The following is a 19,807-nucleotide window of genomic DNA, read 5'->3' on the forward strand; positions in this document are numbered from 1 at the left end:
GGTACCTTGGGGGTTACGCATGAGCACGTCTATGAACCTGGACGGCCCCTTCTATCCACCGGCGCTGGGGGCGCCGGAACGACTCAGCGCGGAGCAGTTGCGCGCCTCGCTGGAAATCACCATGGCCGAGCACGGCGGCGGCGCCGTGTGGCTGTTCGCCTACGGCTCGCTGATCTGGCGCCCGGAGTTCCCGGTGGCCGAGGCCAGCCGCGCGCGGGTGCACGGCTACCACCGCGGGCTCTACCTGTGGTCGCTGACCCACCGCGGCACCCCGGAGATGCCCGGCCTGGTGCTGGGCCTGGACCGCGGCGGCTCCTGCGGCGGCTTCGCCTACCGCCTGCCGGACGACGGCCTGGACGCCAACCTGTTCGCCCTCTGGCAGCGCGAGATGCCCTACGCCTCCTACCGCCCGGAGTGGCTCAGCTGCCGCCTGGAGGATGGCCGCCGGGTGCGCGCCCTGGGCTTCGTCCTCGAACGCCACCTGCCCAGCTACGCCGGCTCGCTGCCGGACAGCATCGTGCAGCGCGTGTTCGACAGCGCCCAGGGGCATTTCGGCACCACCCGCGAATACGTCGAGCAGACGGTCAGCGCGCTGCGCGCCTGCGCCATGCCCGACCTGAACCTGGAAGCCCTGCTGGCGCGCTGCTGCGCCAAGGCCCCCGGCTGAGTCAGGGCGCCGGCTGGCGCACCTCGACCGGCTGCGCGGGCGTCTCGTCCAGGCCCCAGGCGGGCTCGTCCGCCCAATCCTCGCCGAAGATCTCGATGGGGTGCTGGGTACGGCTGGAGCCATTGCCGCAGCCCATGGCCGAGGCCGGGCAGTAACGGTCGCAGCCCCAGCAGATGCGTTCGGGGTGAGCGGGGTGCAGGGGGAATTTCTTGGCCATGAGGGGTTCGCCTGGAGGGAATGGGCCCAGCTTCGATTCAACGCCTGCCGGGCCCCTGCGTACTTGTCGCGAATCAAGAAGTGCCGGAATAAGCAAATGCAGCATAAGCAAAGTATTTTTTATTCCTTAATTTATTGACGAACCCCACCTACACTGCCTCCCCATGACGACTTTCAGGGGGATGAACCCATGCGCAGCGACCGCGTCCGCTATGTCCTGGTGCCCGGCTGGCACGGCTCGGAGGACGAGCACTGGCAGAGCCACTGGCAGCGCGCGCTGCCCAACGCCTCGCGGGTGGAGCAGCGCGACTGGGTGGCGCCGCGGCATGTCGACTGGGTCGCCGAACTGGACCGCGAAATCCGCCGCCAGCCCGGCCGCGTGGTGCTGATCGCCCACAGCCTGGGCTGCGTCACTGTCGCCTCCTGGGCCCGCCGCGCCGGGCCGAAGGCCCTGGCCCAGGTCTCCGGCGCCCTGCTGGTGGCGCCCGCCGACGTCGAGCGCGAGACCTGCCACGCGGCGCTGCGCAACTTCGCCCCCATCGCCCTGGACGCCCTGCCCTTCCCCAGCGTGCTGGTGGGCTCGGACAACGACGCCGCCTGCAGCCCGCAGCGCGCCCTGCAGCTGGGCCGCGCCTGGGGCGCCGAGACGCTGATCCTGCCGAACGCCGGGCACATCAACGTGAAGTCCGGCCACGGCGCCTGGGAGGCCGGCTACCGCCACCTGTTCCGCCTGCAGTACCTGATCGACCAGCGGGAGCGGCGCCGGGCCTGAACGGCCGCGCCGGCTGCTGCGAGGAGCGCGCCCTGCGTTCGAGCGTAGGGCGAATAACCGTTCGCGGTTATCCGCCGCCGGCCGGAACAGAGGTGCCCGGGTCGATTGGCGGATAACGCCGTAGACGTTATGCGCCCTACGGGTTGGATGGGGCGGCGTAGGAGCATCGCGGATAAATCCGCTCCTACAAAAACCGGCCTCTTCAGTCTTCTTCCTGCACCGCCTTGTACCCACTGGCCAGGCGCTGCTGCACGTCCTGCGGCACGGGGCTGTAGTGGCTGGCTTCGAGGGTGAAGAAACCCTGCCCGGCGGTGATCGCCTTCAGCCGGTTGGCGTAGCCTTCCAGTTCGGCCAGCGGCACCTGGCCGCGCACCAGGGTGGCGCGGGCCGACAGCGGCTCGGTGCCCAGCACCTGGCCGCGGCGCCCGGTAAGGTCGGCGGTGATGTCGCCCAGGCGGGCTTCCGGCGCCGTCACCGCGATGTTCACCACCGGCTCCAGCAGCATGCCCCCGGCATTGCGCAGGGCGTCGAACATGGCCTTGCGCCCGGCGGCCTGGAAGGCGATGTCCTTGGAGTCCACCGAGTGGCTCTTGCCGTCGAATACCGTGACCTTCACGTCCTCCACCGGGAAGCCGGCCAGGGGGCCCGCGGCCAGCGCCGTGCGCACGCCCTTCTCCACCGAGGGGATGAACTGCCCCGGGATCACCCCGCCCTTGATCGCGTCGACGAACTCGAAGCCGGTCCCCCGCGGCAGCGGCTCCACCCGCAGGAACACCTCGCCGAACTGGCCGGCGCCGCCGGTCTGCTTCTTGTGCCGGCAGTGCCCCTCGGCCGGGCGCGTGGCGGTCTCGCGGTAGGGCACGCTGGGCGGGCGGGTGTTCACTTCCAGCTTGTAGCCGCCGGTCAGGCGTTCCAGCAGGTAGCGCAGGTGCAGCTCGCCCATGCCACGCAGCAGGGTTTCCTGGGTCGAGGCGTTGTAGTCCAGGCGCACGCACGGGTCCTCGGCCAGCAGGCGCTGCAGCACCTCGGCCAGGCGCTGCTCGTCGCCGCGGCGGCCGGCCTCGATGGCCAGGCCCTGCATGGGCGTGGGGAAGTCCAGCGGCGCCAGGCGGATGTGGTCCTCGTCGTGGGAGTCGTGCAGGACCACGTCGAACTCCAGTTCCTCGACCTTGCTCAGCGCGCCGAAGTCACCGGGGACCAGCTGCGGCACCTCCTCGTGGCGCTTGCCCTGCAGGCGCAGCAGGTGGCCGACCTTGAACGGCTTGCGGCCATCCCCGGCGAACAGCTGCATGTCGCGGCGCACGGTGCCCTGGTGCACGCGGAACACCGCCAGGCGGCCGACGAAGGGGTCGATCACCACCTTGAACACATGGGCCAGCACGTGGGCCTCGGGGTCCGGCTGCGAGCGAAAGGGCCGGGCGCCGCCCTGCTCGTCCAGGCGCTCGAACAGCGGCGGGTTGCCCTCGGCGGGGTTGGGCGCCAGCCGCGCCAGCACCTGCAGCAGTTCGTCGACGCCGGCGCCGGTGCGCGCCGAGACGAAGCACAGGGGGATCAGGTGGCCTTCGCGCAGGGCCCGCTCGAAGGGTTCGTGGAGTTCCTCCGGCTGGATCGAACCCTGCTCCAGGTAGCGCGCCATCAGCTCCTCGTCGACCTCCACGACCTGGTCGACCAGCGCCTGGTGCGCCTCCTCCACTGAGGAGAAGTCCGCCTCGCCGGCGGGCGCGAAGAAGCAGTCGGCCACCCGCGTGGCGCCGCCGGCCGGCAGGTTCAGCGGCAGCACCTCCTTGCCGAAGGCCTCGCGCAGGTCGGCCAGCAGCGCCGGCAGGTCGACGCGCTCGGCGTCGATCTTGTTCACCACCAGCATCCGGCACAGCCCGCGCTCGACGGCCCAGTCCATCATGCGGTGGGTATTCAGCTCGATGCCGTTCTGCGCGTTGACCACCACCAGCGCGGTCTCCACCGCCGCCAGGGCCGGCAGCGCGTGGCCGATGAAATCGGGCAGGCCGGGGGTATCGATGAGCTGGACGTGCGCACCCTCGTATTCGAAGTGCGCCAGCGCGGCGGACAGCGAGTGGTGGTAGTCGCGCTCCAGCGGGTCGGCGTCGCACAGGGTGTCGCCGCGTTCCAGCGAGCCCATCGCGGGGATGGCGCCGCTGCGCTGCAGCAGGGCTTCGGCGAGCAGCGTCTTGCCGCTGTCGCCATGGCCGACCAGGGCCACCGTGCGGATCTGTTCGACCGGGTAGTTCGACATGGGGCACCTCCCAGGCAGGGTAACGGGAAGTATAGGCAGCGCCCCGGAACGCCCTGGGCAAAAAACAGCCAAGCGCCGCGAGCCCAGCGGGCATGCCTGCCACAGCCGTTTCACCACAGCTTTTCCACAGCTTGCTGAAGGCCGCTTCCACAGCCAGTGTGGACAGTTCCACAGCCGCGTCGAAGACGCTGGAAAGCCCTGCGCCATGGGACTTTCAGCGCAATGCTGGCGATTTTTTGGGCAGTCCTGCTCAAGCCCCGTAAAGCCTGTCCAGTAGCAGTTTATCCACAGCTTTGCCACAGGCCGTTCAACAGAAGCCGTGGACAGCCCGCGACCATTAGCCGCCGGTTTTTTCCGCAGCGCCCACGGACAGGGCCGTTGGCGAAAAAACCAGCAATGCCCGGCAGGCCCCGCCGTTTCGTTCGCGCAGCCATTCACCGACAGCTTTTCCACAGCTTTCCCGCGCCTCGCTCCACAGCCTTTGTGGGCAACTCGCCGGCGGCCGGAAGCCGATGGCAAGTGCTTGGAAATCAAGGCCCGCGGGCAAATTCAGGTCGAAAAACGTACAGCCGCGCGCAGGCCTCGCCGGGCCTGGCGCCAAGGCATTCATGCACACTTTATCCACAACGCGGCCAACAGATTTCGGGGGCAGAATCCGGCCCGCCGGGCAAACCCCGAGCGCCCTGGCCCGGCCCAGGCGCCACGCGGCCGCAAGCCACCTGCGCACAGCCCGGCCACAGGCTGCGCACAGGGTTTTCGACAGATTCGGTGGACAACTCAGGCGGCGGCGCCCATCACCTCGCGGATGTCCCGCGCCAGGGCCTCGACGCGCTCGATCTCGGTGTCCCAGGAACACATGAAGCGCGCGCCGCCGGCGCCGATGAAGGTGTAGAAGCGCCAGCTGCGCTGGCGCAGGGCTTCCAGGGCCGGCTCGGACATCTGCAGGAATACCCCGTTGGCCTCCACCGGGAACATCAGCTGCACGCCCGGCACGTCGGCCACCCGCTGCGCCAGCAGGCGCGCGCACTGGTTGGCGTGGTTGGCGTAGTGCAGCCAGGCCTCGTCCTGCAGCACCCCGACCCAGGGCGCGGCGAGGAAGCGCATCTTCGAGGCCAGCTGGCCGGCCTGCTTGCAGCGGTAGTCGAAGCCCTCGGCCAGGGCGCGGTCGAAGAACAGGATGGCCTCGCCCACCGCCATGCCGTTCTTGGTGCCGCCGAAGCACAGCACCTCGACGCCGGCCTTCCAGGTCAGCTCCGCCGGCGAGGCGCCGAGGAAGGCGCAGGCGTTGGAGAAGCGCGCGCCGTCCATGTGCAGGTGCAGGCCCAGCTCGCGGCAGGTGGCGCTGAGCGCGCCCAGCTCGTCCGGGCGGTAGACGGTGCCGACCTCGGTGGCCTGGGTAATGCTCACCACGCGCGGCTTGGGGTAGTGGATGTCCTGGCGCTTCAGCGCGATCTCGCGGATCGCCGCGGGGGTCAGCTTGCCCTGCGCGTCGGTGCGCGCCAGCAACAGCTTGGAGCCGTTGGAGAAGAACTCCGGGGCGCCGCACTCGTCGGTCTCGACGTGGGCGGTCTCGGCGCAGATCACGCTGTGGTAGCTCTGGCACAGGGCGGCCAGGGCCAGGGAGTTGGCGGCGGTGCCGTTGAAGGCGAAGAACACCTCGCAATCGGTCTCGAACAGCTCGCGGAAGTGGTCTGAGGCGCGCGCCGTCCACTGGTCGTCGCCGTAGGCCCGCTCATGGCCGCGGTTGGCCTCGGCCATGGCGGCCCAGGCTTCGGGGCAGATGCCGGAATAGTTGTCGCTGGCGAATTGCTGGGAATTGTCGAACATCGAAAGCTGCCTCGGGGAAAGTCATCCACAGGCAGCGTAGCGAAATCGTGGCTTTTGTAGGAGCGGGGGCCGTTCGTGCCACCGGGGCGTCCGGCGTGGCCGGGGAATCCAATCGCGGACAAAGTCCGCTCCTACGTCCGTGCTCGACCGTAGGGCGAATAACCGTTCGCGGTTATCCGCCGCCGGCCGGAACGCCGGTGCCCGACGGGTTGGAAAGAGGCGGCGCAGCCTGCAAGACAGTTGCTCCTACGCACGTGCTTCCCTGTAACCGTAGGAGCGGACTCTGTCCGCGATTCGGCGGATAACGCCGCAGGCGGCCGATCAGGGCAACGCCGTCAGCTTCATCTGCTCGACGATGGGCACGAACAGCTGGCGCATGGACTGGGTGCTGCCGCCGTTGGGCTTGTCCGGGGTGCTCAGGGTCAGCACGTAGCGGCCCTTGATCAGCCCGGTGAGGCTGGACTCGCCGGCCTCGCCCTTGGCCGGGGCGACTATGCCCAGGGGGTCGCCCATGCGGGTGGTGTCGATCACCGGCAGGTAGTCCTCGCCGCCGAACTTGTCGGCGGTGCCATTCCTGATCGCGGTCTCGCGGGTCTTGTTCAGCAGCGTCAGGCTGGAATGGGTCATGTCGCGCAGCTTGTCCTGCACGCCGCGGTAGGCGATGGCCTGCTCGCTGTTGGCGTCCTGGGCCGGGGCCGGCATGCCGGTGTCGATCAGGCTGATCTCCAGGTGGCGGCTGCCGTCGGCGGTGCCGTAGACCAGCTTGGCGTCGTTGTAGCCGCATTCGCGGGAGATGAACGGGTAGCCGTACATTTCCTTGCTCGGCGGCAGGGCCTTCTCCAGCGGGTGGCCGCTGCAGCTGTCGGCCGGCACCGCGGCGGCGGCGGCCTTCTCGGCCTTGGCCTTGTCGTCGCCACCGCCGCAGCCGTGGAGGGTCGCGCCGAGCATCAGGGCGCTGAGCAGGATCAGGGAGCGTTTCATGGCGTCCTCGGGTTTGACAGTGGCGGCATTCTAGCCGCTGGGCGGCGCGGCGTGCAGCAGTGGCCCTGTGGCAGCCAGGTGCATTTTCGGGTCGGGAACGGACATCTTTTGCCCGGGCAGGCAGTCGAGAATCGGCGGCAGCGGCATCGCCATTCGAGGAGCCCCGGCATGGCCATCAGTGTGTTCGACCTGTTCAAGATCGGTATCGGCCCCTCCAGCTCGCATACCGTCGGCCCCATGCGCGCCGCCGCCCTGTTCGTCGCCGCCCTGCGCGAACGCCAGTTGCTCGAGCGCGTCGAGCGCATCGAAGTGAAGCTCTACGGCTCCCTCTCCGCCACCGGCGTCGGCCACGGCACCGACCGCGCCGTCATCATGGGCCTGATGGGCGAATGGCCCGACCGCATCGACCCCGGCCAGATCGCCCCGCGCATGGCCGAGCTGCTCGGCAGCGGCGAGCTGGTCCTGGCCGGCGAACGGCGCATCCCCTTCGACTGGGTCCGCGACATGCGCCTGCTCGAGGAGAACCTGCCCTACCACCCCAACGCCATGAGCCTGGTCGCCTACGAGAACGGCCAGGAACTCCATGCCGACACCTACTACTCCATCGGCGGCGGCTTCGTCGTCGACGCCGAGCAGGCCGCCGCCGGCTCCCTCGACCAGGACAGCACCCGCCTGCCCTACGACTTCGACAGCGCCGCCGAGCTGCTGCAGCTGTGCCGCCGCCACAACCTGCGCGTCTCCCAGCTGATGCTCGCCAACGAGCGCATGTGGCGCAGCGACACCGACACCCGCGACGGCCTGCTGCGCATCTGGCGCGCCATGCAGGATTGCGTCAACAGTGGCCTCAAGGCCGAGGGCATCCTCCCCGGCGGCCTCAACGTGCAGCGCCGCGCCGCCCGCCTGCACCGCAACCTGCTGGAGATCGGCAAGCCCAACGTCATCGGCTCCACCCTCAGCGCCATGGAGTGGGTCAACCTCTACGCCCTGGCGGTGAACGAGGAGAACGCCGCCGGCGGACGCATGGTCACCGCCCCCACCAACGGCGCCGCCGGCATCGTCCCGGCGGTGCTGCACTACTACATGCGCTTCAACCCCGATGCCAGCGAGCAGGACGTGGTGGACTTCTTCCTCGCCGCCGCCGCGGTGGGCATCCTGTGCAAGAAGAACGCCTCCATCTCCGGCGCCGAGGTCGGCTGCCAGGGCGAGGTCGGCTCCGCCTGCGCCATGGCCGCCGCCGGCCTGGCCGAGGTCCTCGGCGCCAGCCCCGAGCAGGTCGAGAACGCCGCCGAGATCGGCCTGGAGCACAACCTCGGCCTCACCTGCGACCCCGTCGGCGGCCTCGTCCAGGTGCCCTGCATCGAGCGCAACGCCATCGCCGCGGTCAAGGCCATCAACGCCGCCCAGATGGCCCTGCGCGGCGACGGCCAGCACTTCATCAGCCTCGACCAGGCCATCCGCACCATGCGCGACACCGGCGCCGACATGCACGACAAGTACAAGGAAACCTCCCGCGGCGGCCTGGCCGTCAGCATCATCGAGTGCTGAGGGCAGCGCCATGCACGACACCGCCCCGGCCCACGTGAACTTCCTGCTGCAGGACGGCTTCGACCTGTTCGCCCTGGCGCTGGCCCTGGAGCCGCTGCGCCAGGCCAACCTGCTGGCCGGCGCCAGCCGCCTCGGCTGGGCCCTGCTGAGCCTGGACGGCGGCGCGGTCAGGGCCAGCAGCGGCCTGTGCGTGAACTGCGACGCCAGCCTCGCGCAGCGCCCGCCCGCCGAGCTGCTGGTGCTCTGCGGCCCGGAAGGCTGCCGCCCGGCGAGCGACGACGGCGACTGCGCCAGCGCCCTGCTGCAACTGATCGGCCGCAGCCAGGGCCTGGCGCTGGCCCAGGCCGTGCGCACCATCCTCGACGAGGAACGCAGCCTGGGCGCCACCCAGGCCGCCGCGCCACCCCATGCCGGCCTGCAGCGCGCCATCGCGCTGATGCGCGCGCACCTCACGCGGCCCCTGGGCATGCCGCAGCTGGCGGCCACCCTGGGCCTGTCGCGGCGCCAGGTGGAGCGCCTGTTCCAGCGCTACCTGCAGTGCACGCCGGCGCGCTACTACCAGCGCCTGCGCCTGGCCCACGCCCGCCAGCTGCTGCGCGGCAGCGCCCGGCCGCTGGCCGAGGTGGCGCGGGCCTGCGGCTTCCCCTGCCAGCAGCACTTCGCCCGCTGCTACCGCGAGCACTTCGGCCGCCCGCCCACCCAGGAGCGGCGCCAGGCAGCGCTGCACTAGCCACTTTCCCGGTTGCACCACAGGCCCGCACGTGTCGGCAGCACGTCGCGGGCCTTTTTTTCCGGCGCAGAAAACACCCCCGTAGGATGGGTTGAGCTTGCGATACCCATCGCCATGGCCTGATGGGTATCGCTTCGCTCAACCCATCCTACGCAGAGCGCCCCGATGCGGGCCGAGCGGATACGTCCAAGTTCGGGTCGGATTCGTGCAAAAGAGCGCCCCGGCCTTCTGCTGCAATGCCTTCCAACGACGGGCCAGAAAGGCGCGTCGACCGACAAGAAGCAGCGAGGACGTACGCCATGCAAATGCCCCAGACGATCAGGATCCGCAACGGCCAGAAGGTCCGCCCGACCTTCTCCGAGCAGGAATACGCCAACCGCCAGGCCAGGCTGCGCGCCCACCTGGCCGAGGCGGGCATCGATGCCGCGGTCTTCACCTCCTACCACAACATCAACTACTACTCCGACTTCCTCTACTGCTCCTTCGGCCGCCCCTACGCCCTGGTGGTGACCCAGGACGCCGTGGTCAGCATCAGCGCCAACATCGACGGCGGCCAGCCCTGGCGCCGCACCCAGGGCACCGACAACATCGTCTACACCGACTGGCAGCGCGACAATTACTTCACCGCCATCCAGCAGGCCCTGCCCAGGGCCCGGCGCATCGGCGTGGAGTTCGACCACCTGAACCTGCAGAACCGCGACAAGCTCGCCGCCCGCTACCCCGAGGCCGAGCTGGTGGACGTGGCCGCCGCCTGCATGCGCATGCGCATGATCAAGTCCGCCGAGGAACACGCCATCATCCGCCACGGCGCCCAGGTGGCCGACATCGGCGGCGCCGCGGTGGTCGAGGCGCTGCACGACCAGGTGCCGGAATACGAGGTGGCCCTGCATGCCACCCAGGCCATGGTCCGCGAGATCGCCAAACGCTTCCCGGATGGCGAGCTGATGGACACCTGGACCTGGTTCCAGTCCGGCATCAACACCGACGGCGCGCACAACCCGGTGACTTCGCGCAAGGTGAACAAGGGCGACATCCTCAGCCTGAACTGCTTCCCGATGATCGCCGGCTACTACACCGCGCTGGAACGCACCCTGTTCCTCGACCATTGCTCCGACGAGCACCTGCGCCTGTGGGAGGTCAACGTGAAGGTGCACGAGGCCGGCCTGAAGCTGATCCGGCCGGGCGCGCGCTGCTGCGACATCGCCCGCGAGCTGAACGAGATCTACCTGGAACACGACCTGCTGCAGTACCGCACCTTCGGCTACGGCCACTCCTTCGGCACCCTCAGCCACTACTACGGGCGCGAGGCCGGCCTGGAGCTGCGCGAGGACATCGACACGGTGCTGGAAGCGGGCATGGTGGTCTCCATGGAGCCGATGATCATGCTCCCCGAGGGCCTGCCGGGCGCCGGCGGCTACCGCGAGCACGACATCCTGATCGTCAACCAGCAGGGCGCCGAGAACATCACCCGGTTCCCCTACGGGCCGCAGCGCAACATCATCCGTAAATGACCCCGCGAGCCGCGTGCGCACAGCACGCGGCTCGTTCGCTTCTGGAGCAAGCACCACCGCCAATGGCGGTGCCACGACCGATAACGACAACAAGAGGCTGCGCCCGCCGTACCCGCGCAAGCCATGACTCACCCGCTGCCGAACTTCCATTTCGATAACAACAGAGGTATGGGCAATGGTCACCTTCCCGCACGGCGCCAGCGGCGCCCCCGACATCCCCACGCGGCACTACACTGATTCCCACGCACGCCCGGCGGCGCAACGCCCGGGGGGTGCGCAATGAGCCTCTCCCAGCAACCCCTGGCCTACGGCCGAACCGCCATGAACGCCCCCCTCTGCGAGGAACGCCGCGTCCTGCGCCGGGCCGCCAGCGCGGCCTTCATGGGCAACTTCGTCGAGTGGTTCGACTACGCCGCCTACGGCTACCTGGCGGCGGTCATCGCCGTGGTGTTCTTCCCGCAGACCGACAAGGTCTCCGGCCTGCTGGCGGCCTTCGCGGTGTTCGCCCTGTCGTTCATCGTGCGGCCCATCGGCGGCATCGTCTGGGGCCACATCGGCGACCGCTTCGGCCGGCGCAACGCGCTGTCGCTGTCGATCCTGATCATGTCCGGCTCGACCTTCTGCATCGCCCTGCTGCCCGGCTACGCGCAGGTCGGCCTGGCGGCGCCCGGGCTGCTGCTGGCCATCCGCCTGGTGCAGGGCTTCTCCGCCTCGGGCGAATACGCCGGCGCCTCGGCCTTCCTCGCCGAGTACGCCCCGGAAGGCAAGCGCGGCTTCTACACCTGCCTGGTGCCGGCCAGCACCGCCGCCGGATTGCTGGTGGGCTCGCTGTTCGCCGCGCAGTTGTATGCGCACCTGGACAGCACCCAGCTGCACGAATGGGGCTGGCGCCTGCCCTTCCTGCTGGCCGCGCCCCTGGGCCTGATCGGCCGCTACATCCGCCTGCACCTGGCCGACACGCCCAAGTTCCGCGAGATGGAAGCGGCCATGGAGCACAGGCAGGGCCAGCACCGCACGCCCATCCGCGAGCTGTTCGGCACCCACCGCAAGCAACTGCTGGTAGCCGTGGGCGCCACCTGCCTGAACGCGGTGGCCTTCTACCTGATCCTCAGCTACATGCCGACCTACCTGTCCGCCGAGATGGGCATGAGCGAGAGCGACTCCTTCCTCGCTTCCACCGTGTCGCTGGCCACCTACATCGGCTTCATCTTCCTGATGGGCAAGCTGTCCGACCGCTTCGGCCGCAAGACCATGCTGGTGGCCGCCTCGCTGCTGTTCCTGGCGCTCACCGTGCCGCTGTTCCGCCTGCTGGGCGACCAGGGCTTCGCCTTCATCCTGCTGATCCAGATCGGCTTCGGCCTGATGCTGGCGATGAACGACGGCACCCTGCCCTGCTTCCTCGCGGAGATCTTCCCCACCCGCGTGCGCTACACCGGCTTCGCCTTCAGCTTCAACACCGCCAACGCGCTGTTCGGCGGCACCGCGCCCTTCATCGCCACCTGGCTGATCAGCCTCACCGGCAACAAGCTGGCGCCGGCCTGGATGCTGGTGGCCGCGGCGGCGGTGGCGCTGCTGGCGATGCTCTGCGTGCGGGAGACGGCGCACCGGCCGATGGAGGACTGAGCCGGCCCGTGGCAATGAGCGCAAGGCCGTACCCGCGAGGGTACGGCTTTTCGCGTTTCAGGCCCCCAGCGGGCTCTGCTTGCGCTGGCTGCGCGGCGAGCAGCCGAAGAAGCGGCTGTAGCACTTGGAGAAGTGCGCCGGCGAGGCGAAGCCGCAGGACAGGGCGATCTCGCGGATCTGCGCCTCGCTGCGCAGCAGCAGGTCGCGGGCGCGGTTCAGGCGCAGCTCCAGGTAGTACTGGCTGGGGGTGCGCTGCAGGTACTTGTGGAACAGCCGTTCCAGCTGGCGCACCGACACCTCGTTGAGCTGCGCCAGCTCCTCCAGCTCCAGCGGCTCCTCCAGGTTGGCCTCCATGATCGCCACTATCTGGCTCAGCTTGGGCTGGGCGCTGCCCAGCTTCTGCCGCAGGGGGATGCGCTGCTGCTCGCGGGAGCCGCGCATGCGGTCGCACAGCAGCAGCTCGGCGGCGCGGGTGGCGATCTCCACCCCGCCCGGCTCGCGGGCGATCAGCTGCAGGGTCATGTCCATGGCCGCGGTGCCGCCGGAGCAGGTGTAGCGGTCGCGGTCCAGCTCGAACAGCTGGTTGGAGATGACGATGCCGGGGAAGCGCTCCTTGAGCTGCTCGATGTCTTCCCAGTGGATGGTGCAGCGGTAGTCCTTGAGCAGCCCGGCGCTGGCCAGCAGGTGGCTGCCGGTGCAAATGCCGCCCAGCGGCACGCCCTGGCGGGCCAGCTTGCGCAGCCAGTCGAGCAGGCGCCGGTCGCACTTGGCCGGGATGGGGTTGGAGCCGACCACGAAGAGCGCATCCAGGTGCGGCACCGCCTCGATGCCGTGGTCGGGCACCACGCGCATGCCGTTGCTGGCGCGCACCGGCTCCAGGTCGGCGGCGATCTGCAGGGTGCGGTACAGCGGCCGGTGCGCCGCCAGGTTGGCCATGCGCAGGGTTTCCACCGCCGAGGCGAAGCCGATGGTGGTGAAGTTGGGCACCAGCAGGAAGCCGAAGGTCCTGGTGGCGGTGGCCGGAACGGCGTCGGGGAGACGTTCGCGGCCGCGGGTCGGTACAGCGCTGAGCATCATTTCGATACCTCCACTGCGATGGCTGGCGCGGCGATTTCCGCGGGGCGGGGCGACGGCAGTCAGGGCAGCCTGCTTTTCTTGTTCTTCTGCGACATGCGCGGGGGCGATGCCGGCCTCAAGCTTACACCCTTGTCGATGTCGCGCCGACGCCTTCGCGGCCGCCGCGGGCCCGGCGCAGACGAAGCAGGGACGGGCGGTGCAGCGCGTGGGTAGGTTTGGGCATTTTGACGTCGCAAACAGGCAAATGGGGGGCGGGCTATTGAGCACAATCGATCACAACTGGCTAATACCGACCCCTTCGCGCCGAGCCCCGCAGGCCCCCGGCGCGGGCGGTCAGGGCAGCCTCCACCCACAAGCGACGCGCCTGTCGCACGGAGACCGCGATGTTCAGCAAGCATGACCAGATCCAGGGCTACGACGACGAACTCTTCGCCGCCATGGCCGCCGAGGAAGAACGCCAGGAAGACCACCTCGAGCTGATCGCCTCGGAGAACTACACTAGCAAGCGCGTCATGCAGGCCCAGGGCAGCGGGCTGACCAACAAGTACGCCGAGGGCTACCCGGGCAAGCGCTACTACGGCGGTTGCGAGCACGTGGATAAAGTCGAGCAACTGGCCATCGACCGCGCCAAGCAACTGTTCGGCGCCGACTACGCCAACGTCCAGCCGCACTCCGGCTCCTCGGCCAACTCGGCCGTGTACCTGGCGCTGCTCAACGCCGGCGACACCATCCTGGGCATGAGCCTGGCCCACGGCGGCCACCTGACCCACGGCGCCAAGGTCTCCTCCTCCGGCAAGCTGTACAACGCCGTGCAGTACGGCCTGGACACCGCCACCGGGCTGATCGACTACGACGAGGTCGAGCGCCTGGCCGTGGAGCACCAGCCGAAGATGATCGTCGCCGGCTTCTCCGCCTACTCCAAGACCCTCGACTTCCCGCGCTTCCGCGCCATCGCCGACAAGGTCGGGGCGCTGCTGTTCGTCGACATGGCCCACGTCGCCGGCCTGGTGGCCGCCGGCCTGTACCCGAACCCGCTGCCCTACGCCGACGTGGTCACCACCACCACCCACAAGACCCTGCGCGGCCCGCGCGGCGGCCTGATCCTGGCCCGTTCCAACGAGGAGATCGAGAAGAAGCTCAACTCCGCGGTGTTCCCCGGCGCCCAGGGCGGCCCGCTGATGCACGTGATCGCCGCCAAGGCGGTGTGCTTCAAGGAAGCCCTGGAGCCGGAGTTCAAGGACTACCAGGCCCAGGTGATCAAGAACGCCAAGGCCATGGCCGAAGTGTTCATCGACCGCGGCTACGACGTGGTCTCCGGCGGTACCGACAACCACCTGATGCTGATCAGCCTGGTCAAGCAGGGCCTGACCGGCAAGGAAGCCGACGCCGCCCTCGGCCGCGTGGGCATCACCGTCAACAAGAACGCCGTGCCGAACGACCCGCAGAGCCCCTTCGTCACCTCGGGCATCCGCGTCGGCACCCCGGCCATCACCAGCCGTGGCCTGAAGGAAGACCAGTGCCGCGAGCTGGCCGGCTGGATCTGCGACGTGCTCGACCACCTGGGCGATGCCGACGTCGAGGCCAAGGTGGCCACCCAGGTCGCCGGGCTGTGCGCCGACTTCCCGGTCTATCGTTGAGATTCCCGCTGCCCTCCTTGTAGGAGCGAGCTTGCTCGCGAACCAACCCCCGCTGCGGGGCCATTCGCGAGCAAGCTCGCTCCTACGAAAAGAAAGGGCCGCCTAGAGATACCAGGAGCACCCACATGCAACGCTACTCCGGCTTCGGCCTGTTAAAGCACTCACTGAGCCACCACGAGAACTGGCAGCGCATGTGGCGCACGCCCACGCCCAAGCCGGTGTACGACGTGGTCATCGTCGGCGGCGGCGGCCACGGCCTGGCCACCGCCTACTACCTGGCCAAGGAACACGGCATCCGCAACATCGCGGTGGTGGAGAAGGGCTGGCTGGGCGGCGGCAACACCGCGCGCAACACCACCATCGTCCGCTCCAACTACCTGTGGGACGAGTCGGCGCAGCTCTACGAGCACGCCATGAAGCTGTGGGAGGGCCTGTCCCAGGACCTCAACTACAACGTCATGTTCTCCCAGCGCGGCGTCTACAACCTCTGCCACACCCTGCAGGACATGCGCGACGGCGAGCGACGCGTCAGCGCCAACCGCCTCAACGGCGTGGACGGCGAGCTGCTGAACGCCCAGCAGGTGGCCGAGGAAATCCCCTACCTGAACTGCACCAAGAGCGCCCGCTACCCGGTCATGGGCTCCACCGTGCAGCGCCGCGGCGGCGTGGCCCGTCACGACGCCGTGGCCTGGGGCTTCGCCCGCGCCGCCGACGCCCTGGGCGTGGACCTGATCCAGCAGACCGAAGTCATCGGCTTCCGCAAGCAGGACGGCGCGGTGATCGGCGTCGAGACCAACCGCGGCTTCATCGGCGCCAAGCGCGTCGGCGTGGTCACCGCCGGCAACTCCGGGCACATGGCCAAGCTCGCCGGCTTCCGCCTGCCGATCGAATCGCACCCGCTGCAGGCGCTGGTTTCCGAGCCGCTGAAGCCGATCATCGACAGCGTCATCATGTCCAACGCCGTGCACGGCTACATCAGCCAGTCGGACAAGGGCGACCTGGTCATCGGCGCCGGCATCGACGGCTACAACGGCTACGGCCAGCGCGGCTCCTACCCGGTGATCGAGCACACTCTGCAGGCCATCGTCGAGATGTTCCCGGTGCTCTCGCGGGTGCGCATGAACCGCCAGTGGGGCGGCATCGTCGATACCACCCCGGACGCCTGTCCGATCATCGGCAAGACCCCGGTGAAGAACCTGTTCTTCAACTGCGGCTGGGGCACCGGCGGCTTCAAGGCCACCCCCGGCTCGGGCAACGTCTTCGCCGCCACCCTGGCGACCGGCGAGCCGCACCCGCTGGCCGCACCCTTCTCCATCGAACGTTTCCACAGTGGCGCGCTCATCGACGAGCACGGCGCTGCGGCAGTAGCTCATTGAACACTCGCCCGCAGGGCGACAACTGATTCCCCTCTCCCGCTTGCGGGAGAGGGTGCCCGAAGGGCGGGAGAGGGTGGTTCGGCGAAGAGCCGGCGCCCCGCCTCCCACGGAAGGCAACCCCGGAGGTTTAGACCATGCTTCACATCTTCTGCCCCCATTGCGGCGAGCTGCGCTCCGAAGAGGAATTCCACGCCAAGGGCCAGGCGCACATCCCGCGCCCGCTGGACCCCGGCGCCTGCACCGACGAGGAGTGGGGCGACTACATGTTCTTCCGCGACAACCCGCGCGGCATCCACCACGAGCTGTGGGTGCACGCCGCCGGCTGCCGGCAGTACTTCAACGCCACCCGCCACACCGTGACCTACGAGATCCTCGAAACCTACAAGATCGGCGAGAAACCCAGCGTGACCAGCGCCGAGAAGAAACCCGCCGCCCAGCCCGCAGTCGCGAAGGCCTGAACATGAGCCAGATCAATCGCCTTTCCCGTGGCGGTCGCATCGACCGCAGCAAGCCGCTGACCTTCACCTTCAACGGCCAGCAATACCAGGGCTTCGCCGGCGACAGCCTGGCCGCCGCCCTGCTGGCCAACGGCGTCGACGTGGTCGGCCGCAGCTTCAAGTACTCCCGCGCCCGCGGCATAGTCGCGGCCGGCGCCGAGGAGCCCAACGCCATCCTGCAGATCGGCTCGCGCGAGGCCACCCAGGTGCCCAACGTGCGCGCCACCCAGCAGGCCCTGTACGCCGGCCTTGCGGCCAGCAGCACCAATGGCTGGCCGAACGTGCAGAACGACCTGATGGGCGTGTTCGGCAAGGTCGGCGGCAAGATGATGCCCCCGGCTTCTACTACAAGACCTTCATGTACCCGCAGTCCATGTGGCTGACGTACGAGAAGTACATCCGCAAGGCCGCGGGCCTGGGCCGCGCGCCCACCGAGGTCGACCCGGACAGCTACGACTGGATGAACCGCCACTGCGACGTGCTGGTGGTCGGCGCCGGCCCCGCCGGCCTGGCCGCGGCCCTGGCCGCCGCGCGCAGCGGCGCCCGGGTGATCCTGGCCGACGAGCAGGAAGAATTTGGCGGCAGCCTGCTGGACACCCGCGAGACCCTCGACGGCAAGCCCGCCGCCGAATGGGTGGAACAGGTGCTGGCCGAGCTGAAGTCGCTGCCTGAAGTCGTGCTGCTGCCGCGCGCCACGGTGAACGGCTACCACGACCACAACTTCCTCACCATCCACGAGCGCCTCACCGACCACCTCGGTGAAACCGCCCCGCTGGGCCAGGTGCGCCACCGCGTGCACCGGGTGCGCGCCAAGCGCGTGGTGCTGGCCGCCGGCGCCCACGAGCGGCCGCTGGTATATGCCAACAACGACCTGCCGGGCAACATGCTGGCCGGCGCCGTCTCCACCTACGTGCGCCGCTACGGCGTGGCGCCGGGCAAGAAGCTGGTGCTGTCCACCAACAACGACTACGCCTACCGCGTGGCCCTGGACTGGCAGGAAGCCGGCCTGGAAGTGGTGGCCATCGCCGACGCCCGCGCCAACCCGCGCGGCGAGTGGGTGGAAGAAGCCCGCAAGCGCGGCATGCGCGTCATCACCGGCAGCGCAGTGATCGAAGCACGCGGCAGCAAGCGCGTGACCGGCGCGAAGATCGCCGCCATCGACCCCATCCGCCTGAAAGTCACCGCCCCCGGCGACTGGCTGGACTGCGACCTGATCGCCAGCTCCGGCGGCTACAGCCCGGTGGTGCACCTGGCCTCGCACCTGGGCGGCAAGCCCGAGTGGCGCGAGGACATCCTCGCCTTCGTCCCCGGCGAAGGCCTGCAGAAGCGCATCTGCGCCGGCGCCGTGAACGGCGTGCTCCGCCTCGCCGACAACCTGCAGGACGGCTACAACGCCGGCACCCAGGCCGCCGAGGACGCCGGCTTCAAGGCCGCGCCCGGCGAACTGCCGAAGGCTTCCGAGCGGGTCGAGGAGCCGACCGTGGCGCTGTTCCAGGTGCCCCACGAGAAGCCCACCTCCCGTGCACCCAAGCAGTTCGTCGACCCGCAGAACGACGTCACCGCCGCGGCCATCGAGCTGGCCTGCCGCGAGGGCTTCGAGTCCATCGAGCACGTCAAGCGCTACACCGCGCTGGGCTTCGGCACCGACCAGGGCAAGCTGGGCAACATCAACGGCCTGGCCATCGCCGCCCGCGCCCAGGGCAAGAGCATCGCCGAGACCGGCACCACCATGTTCCGCCCGAACTACACCCCGGTGACCTTCGGCGCCGTGGCCGGCCGCCACTGCGGCCACCTGTTCGAGCCGGTGCGCTTCACCGCCCTGCACGCCTGGCACGTGAAGAACGGCGCCGAGTTCGAGGACGTCGGCCAGTGGAAGCGCCCCTGGTACTTCCCCAAGGCCGGCGAGGACATGCACGCCGCCGTGGCCCGCGAATGCCGCGCGGTGCGCGAGTCGGTGGGCCTGCTGGACGCCTCCACCCTGGGCAAGATCGACATCCAGGGCCCGGACGCCCGCGAGTTCCTCAACCGCGTCTACACCAACGCCTGGACCAAGCTGGACGTGGGCAAGGCCCGCTACGGCCTGATGTGCAAGGAAGACGGCATGGTCTTCGACGACGGCGTGACCGCGTGCCTGGCGGACAACCACTTCGTCATGACCACCACCACCGGCGGCGCCGCCCGCGTGCTGGAGTGGCTGGAGCTGTACCACCAGACCGAATGGCCGGAACTGAAGGTGTACTTCACCTCGGTCACCGACCACTGGGCCACCCTGACCCTGTCCGGCCCCAACAGCCGCAAGCTGCTGGCCGAGGTCACCGACATCGACCTGGACAAGGACGCCTTCCCCTTCATGACCTGGAAGGAAGGCAAGGTAGCCGGCGTGCCGGCGCGGGTGTTCCGCATCTCCTTCACCGGCGAGCTGAGCTATGAGGTGAACATCCAGGCCAACTACGCCATGGGCGTGCTGGAAGCCATAGTCGAGGCCGGCAGGAAGTACAACCTGACCCCGTACGGCACCGAGACCATGCACGTGCTGCGCGCCGAGAAGGGCTTCATCATCGTCGGCCAGGACACCGACGCCTCGGTGACCCCGGACGACCTCAACATGGGTTGGGCCGTGGGCCGCACCAAGCCCTTCTCGTGGATCGGCTGGCGTGGCATGAACCGCGCCGACTGCCTGCGCGAGGACCGCAAGCAGCTGGTCGGGCTGAAACCTACCAACCCCATGGACGTGCTGCCCGAAGGCGCCCAGCTGGTGTTCACCACCCAGCAGTCGATCCCGATGAACATGGTCGGCCACGTCACCTCCAGCTACATGAGCAGTACCCTCGGCTACGGCTTCGCCCTGGCGGTGGTCAAGGGCGGCCTGAAGCGCATGGGCGAGAAGGTCTACGCGCCCCTGGTCGACGGCCGGGTGATCGAGGCGGAAATCTGCAGCTCGGTGTTCTACGACCCGAAAGGCGAGCGGCAGAACGTGGATTGATTGAAAGCAGCTCCAGGCGGCAAGCCGCAAGCTGCAAGCAAAAGCCGATCCGCCCCCTCTCCCTTCCGGGAGAGGGCTGGGGAGAGGGAAAGCGCCAGAATCCCAAGGTGAACA

At 69.1% G+C, this 19,807-nt stretch carries 15 protein-coding genes and 1 pseudogene; 10 read left to right on the forward strand and 6 right to left on the reverse strand.

Annotation, left to right across the window (positions count from 1 at the left end; all coding sequences use genetic code 11):
• Window positions 1-19 precede the first annotated feature (19 nt).
• Window positions 20-667 carry a gamma-glutamylcyclotransferase gene (locus PKO50_RS30205; protein WP_275628064.1) on the forward strand — a complete coding sequence of 216 codons (648 nt, stop codon included), beginning with the start codon at window positions 20-22 and terminating at the stop codon, window positions 665-667.
• 1 nt (window position 668) lies between these two features.
• On the opposite strand, the gene PKO50_RS30210 is transcribed toward PKO50_RS30205, so the two are convergent.
• Window positions 669-884, reverse strand: a complete 216-nt coding sequence (locus PKO50_RS30210) for a DUF3079 domain-containing protein (RefSeq protein WP_089392812.1) — start codon at window positions 882-884, stop codon at window positions 669-671.
• Window positions 885-1,073: 189 nt separating this feature from the next.
• Here PKO50_RS30210 and PKO50_RS30215 point away from each other — a divergent pair, with 189 nt between their 5' ends.
• Complete coding sequence (locus PKO50_RS30215; protein ID WP_109933126.1) at window positions 1,074-1,655, forward strand: alpha/beta hydrolase; 582 nt, start codon at window positions 1,074-1,076, stop codon at window positions 1,653-1,655.
• Between the two features lie 202 nt (window positions 1,656-1,857).
• Here the strand turns inward: PKO50_RS30215 and fusA are convergent, their stop codons facing one another.
• From fusA to PKO50_RS30235, 4 genes are all read right to left on the reverse strand, one after another.
• Window positions 1,858-3,906: an elongation factor G gene (gene fusA, locus PKO50_RS30220; RefSeq protein ID WP_275628065.1), complete on the reverse strand. Its 2,049-nt coding sequence runs from the start codon at window positions 3,904-3,906 to the stop codon at window positions 1,858-1,860.
• Window positions 3,907-4,243: 337 nt separating this feature from the next.
• Window positions 4,244-4,516 (reverse strand): hypothetical protein, encoded by a 273-nt coding sequence (locus PKO50_RS30225; RefSeq protein WP_275628066.1) that lies wholly within the window; start codon window positions 4,514-4,516, stop codon window positions 4,244-4,246.
• 167 nt (window positions 4,517-4,683) lie between these two features.
• Window positions 4,684-5,733 carry a low specificity L-threonine aldolase gene (locus PKO50_RS30230; protein WP_275628067.1) on the reverse strand — a complete coding sequence of 350 codons (1,050 nt, stop codon included), beginning with the start codon at window positions 5,731-5,733 and terminating at the stop codon, window positions 4,684-4,686.
• A 321-nt stretch (window positions 5,734-6,054) separates the two neighbouring features.
• Window positions 6,055-6,714 (reverse strand): hypothetical protein, encoded by a 660-nt coding sequence (locus tag PKO50_RS30235; RefSeq protein ID WP_275628068.1) that lies wholly within the window; start codon window positions 6,712-6,714, stop codon window positions 6,055-6,057.
• Between the two features lie 168 nt (window positions 6,715-6,882).
• Here PKO50_RS30235 and PKO50_RS30240 point away from each other — a divergent pair, with 168 nt between their 5' ends.
• From PKO50_RS30240 to PKO50_RS30255, 4 genes are all read left to right on the forward strand, one after another.
• Window positions 6,883-8,259 (forward strand): L-serine ammonia-lyase, encoded by a 1,377-nt coding sequence (locus PKO50_RS30240; RefSeq protein WP_275628069.1) that lies wholly within the window; start codon window positions 6,883-6,885, stop codon window positions 8,257-8,259.
• 10 nt (window positions 8,260-8,269) lie between these two features.
• Window positions 8,270-8,989 carry a helix-turn-helix domain-containing protein gene (locus PKO50_RS30245; RefSeq protein WP_275628070.1) on the forward strand — a complete coding sequence of 240 codons (720 nt, stop codon included), beginning with the start codon at window positions 8,270-8,272 and terminating at the stop codon, window positions 8,987-8,989.
• Between the two features lie 299 nt (window positions 8,990-9,288).
• Entirely contained in the window at window positions 9,289-10,500 is a 1,212-nt protein-coding gene (locus PKO50_RS30250; RefSeq protein ID WP_275628071.1) for a M24 family metallopeptidase, read from the forward strand.
• 321 nt (window positions 10,501-10,821) lie between these two features.
• A complete protein-coding gene (locus PKO50_RS30255) occupies window positions 10,822-12,123 on the forward strand; it encodes an MFS transporter (protein WP_177412070.1) in 1,302 nt (433 codons plus the stop codon).
• Window positions 12,124-12,180: 57 nt separating this feature from the next.
• Here PKO50_RS30255 and PKO50_RS30260 read toward each other — a convergent pair whose 3' ends face one another.
• Window positions 12,181-13,197, reverse strand: a complete 1,017-nt coding sequence (locus tag PKO50_RS30260; protein ID WP_275630550.1) for a GlxA family transcriptional regulator — start codon at window positions 13,195-13,197, stop codon at window positions 12,181-12,183.
• 386 nt (window positions 13,198-13,583) lie between these two features.
• Here PKO50_RS30260 and glyA point away from each other — a divergent pair, with 386 nt between their 5' ends.
• The 4 genes and pseudogenes from glyA to PKO50_RS30280 all read left to right on the forward strand — a co-directional run bounded on the left by glyA (window position 13,584) and on the right by PKO50_RS30280 (window position 19,693).
• Entirely contained in the window at window positions 13,584-14,837 is a 1,254-nt protein-coding gene (gene glyA, locus PKO50_RS30265; RefSeq protein WP_275628072.1) for a serine hydroxymethyltransferase, read from the forward strand.
• Window positions 14,838-14,962: 125 nt separating this feature from the next.
• Window positions 14,963-16,213, forward strand: coding sequence for a sarcosine oxidase subunit beta (locus PKO50_RS30270; RefSeq protein WP_109934638.1), 1,251 nt, complete (start codon window positions 14,963-14,965; stop codon window positions 16,211-16,213).
• Window positions 16,214-16,347: 134 nt separating this feature from the next.
• Window positions 16,348-16,671 carry a sarcosine oxidase subunit delta gene (locus PKO50_RS30275; protein WP_009614657.1) on the forward strand — a complete coding sequence of 108 codons (324 nt, stop codon included), beginning with the start codon at window positions 16,348-16,350 and terminating at the stop codon, window positions 16,669-16,671.
• A 2-nt stretch (window positions 16,672-16,673) separates the two neighbouring features.
• A pseudogene (locus tag PKO50_RS30280) lies at window positions 16,674-19,693 on the forward strand (sarcosine oxidase subunit alpha).
• Window positions 19,694-19,807 lie beyond the last annotated feature (114 nt).

It is taken from the genome of Pseudomonas sp. 273 (assembly GCF_029201425.1).
GTDB lineage: Bacteria > Pseudomonadota > Gammaproteobacteria > Pseudomonadales > Pseudomonadaceae > Pseudomonas > Pseudomonas delhiensis.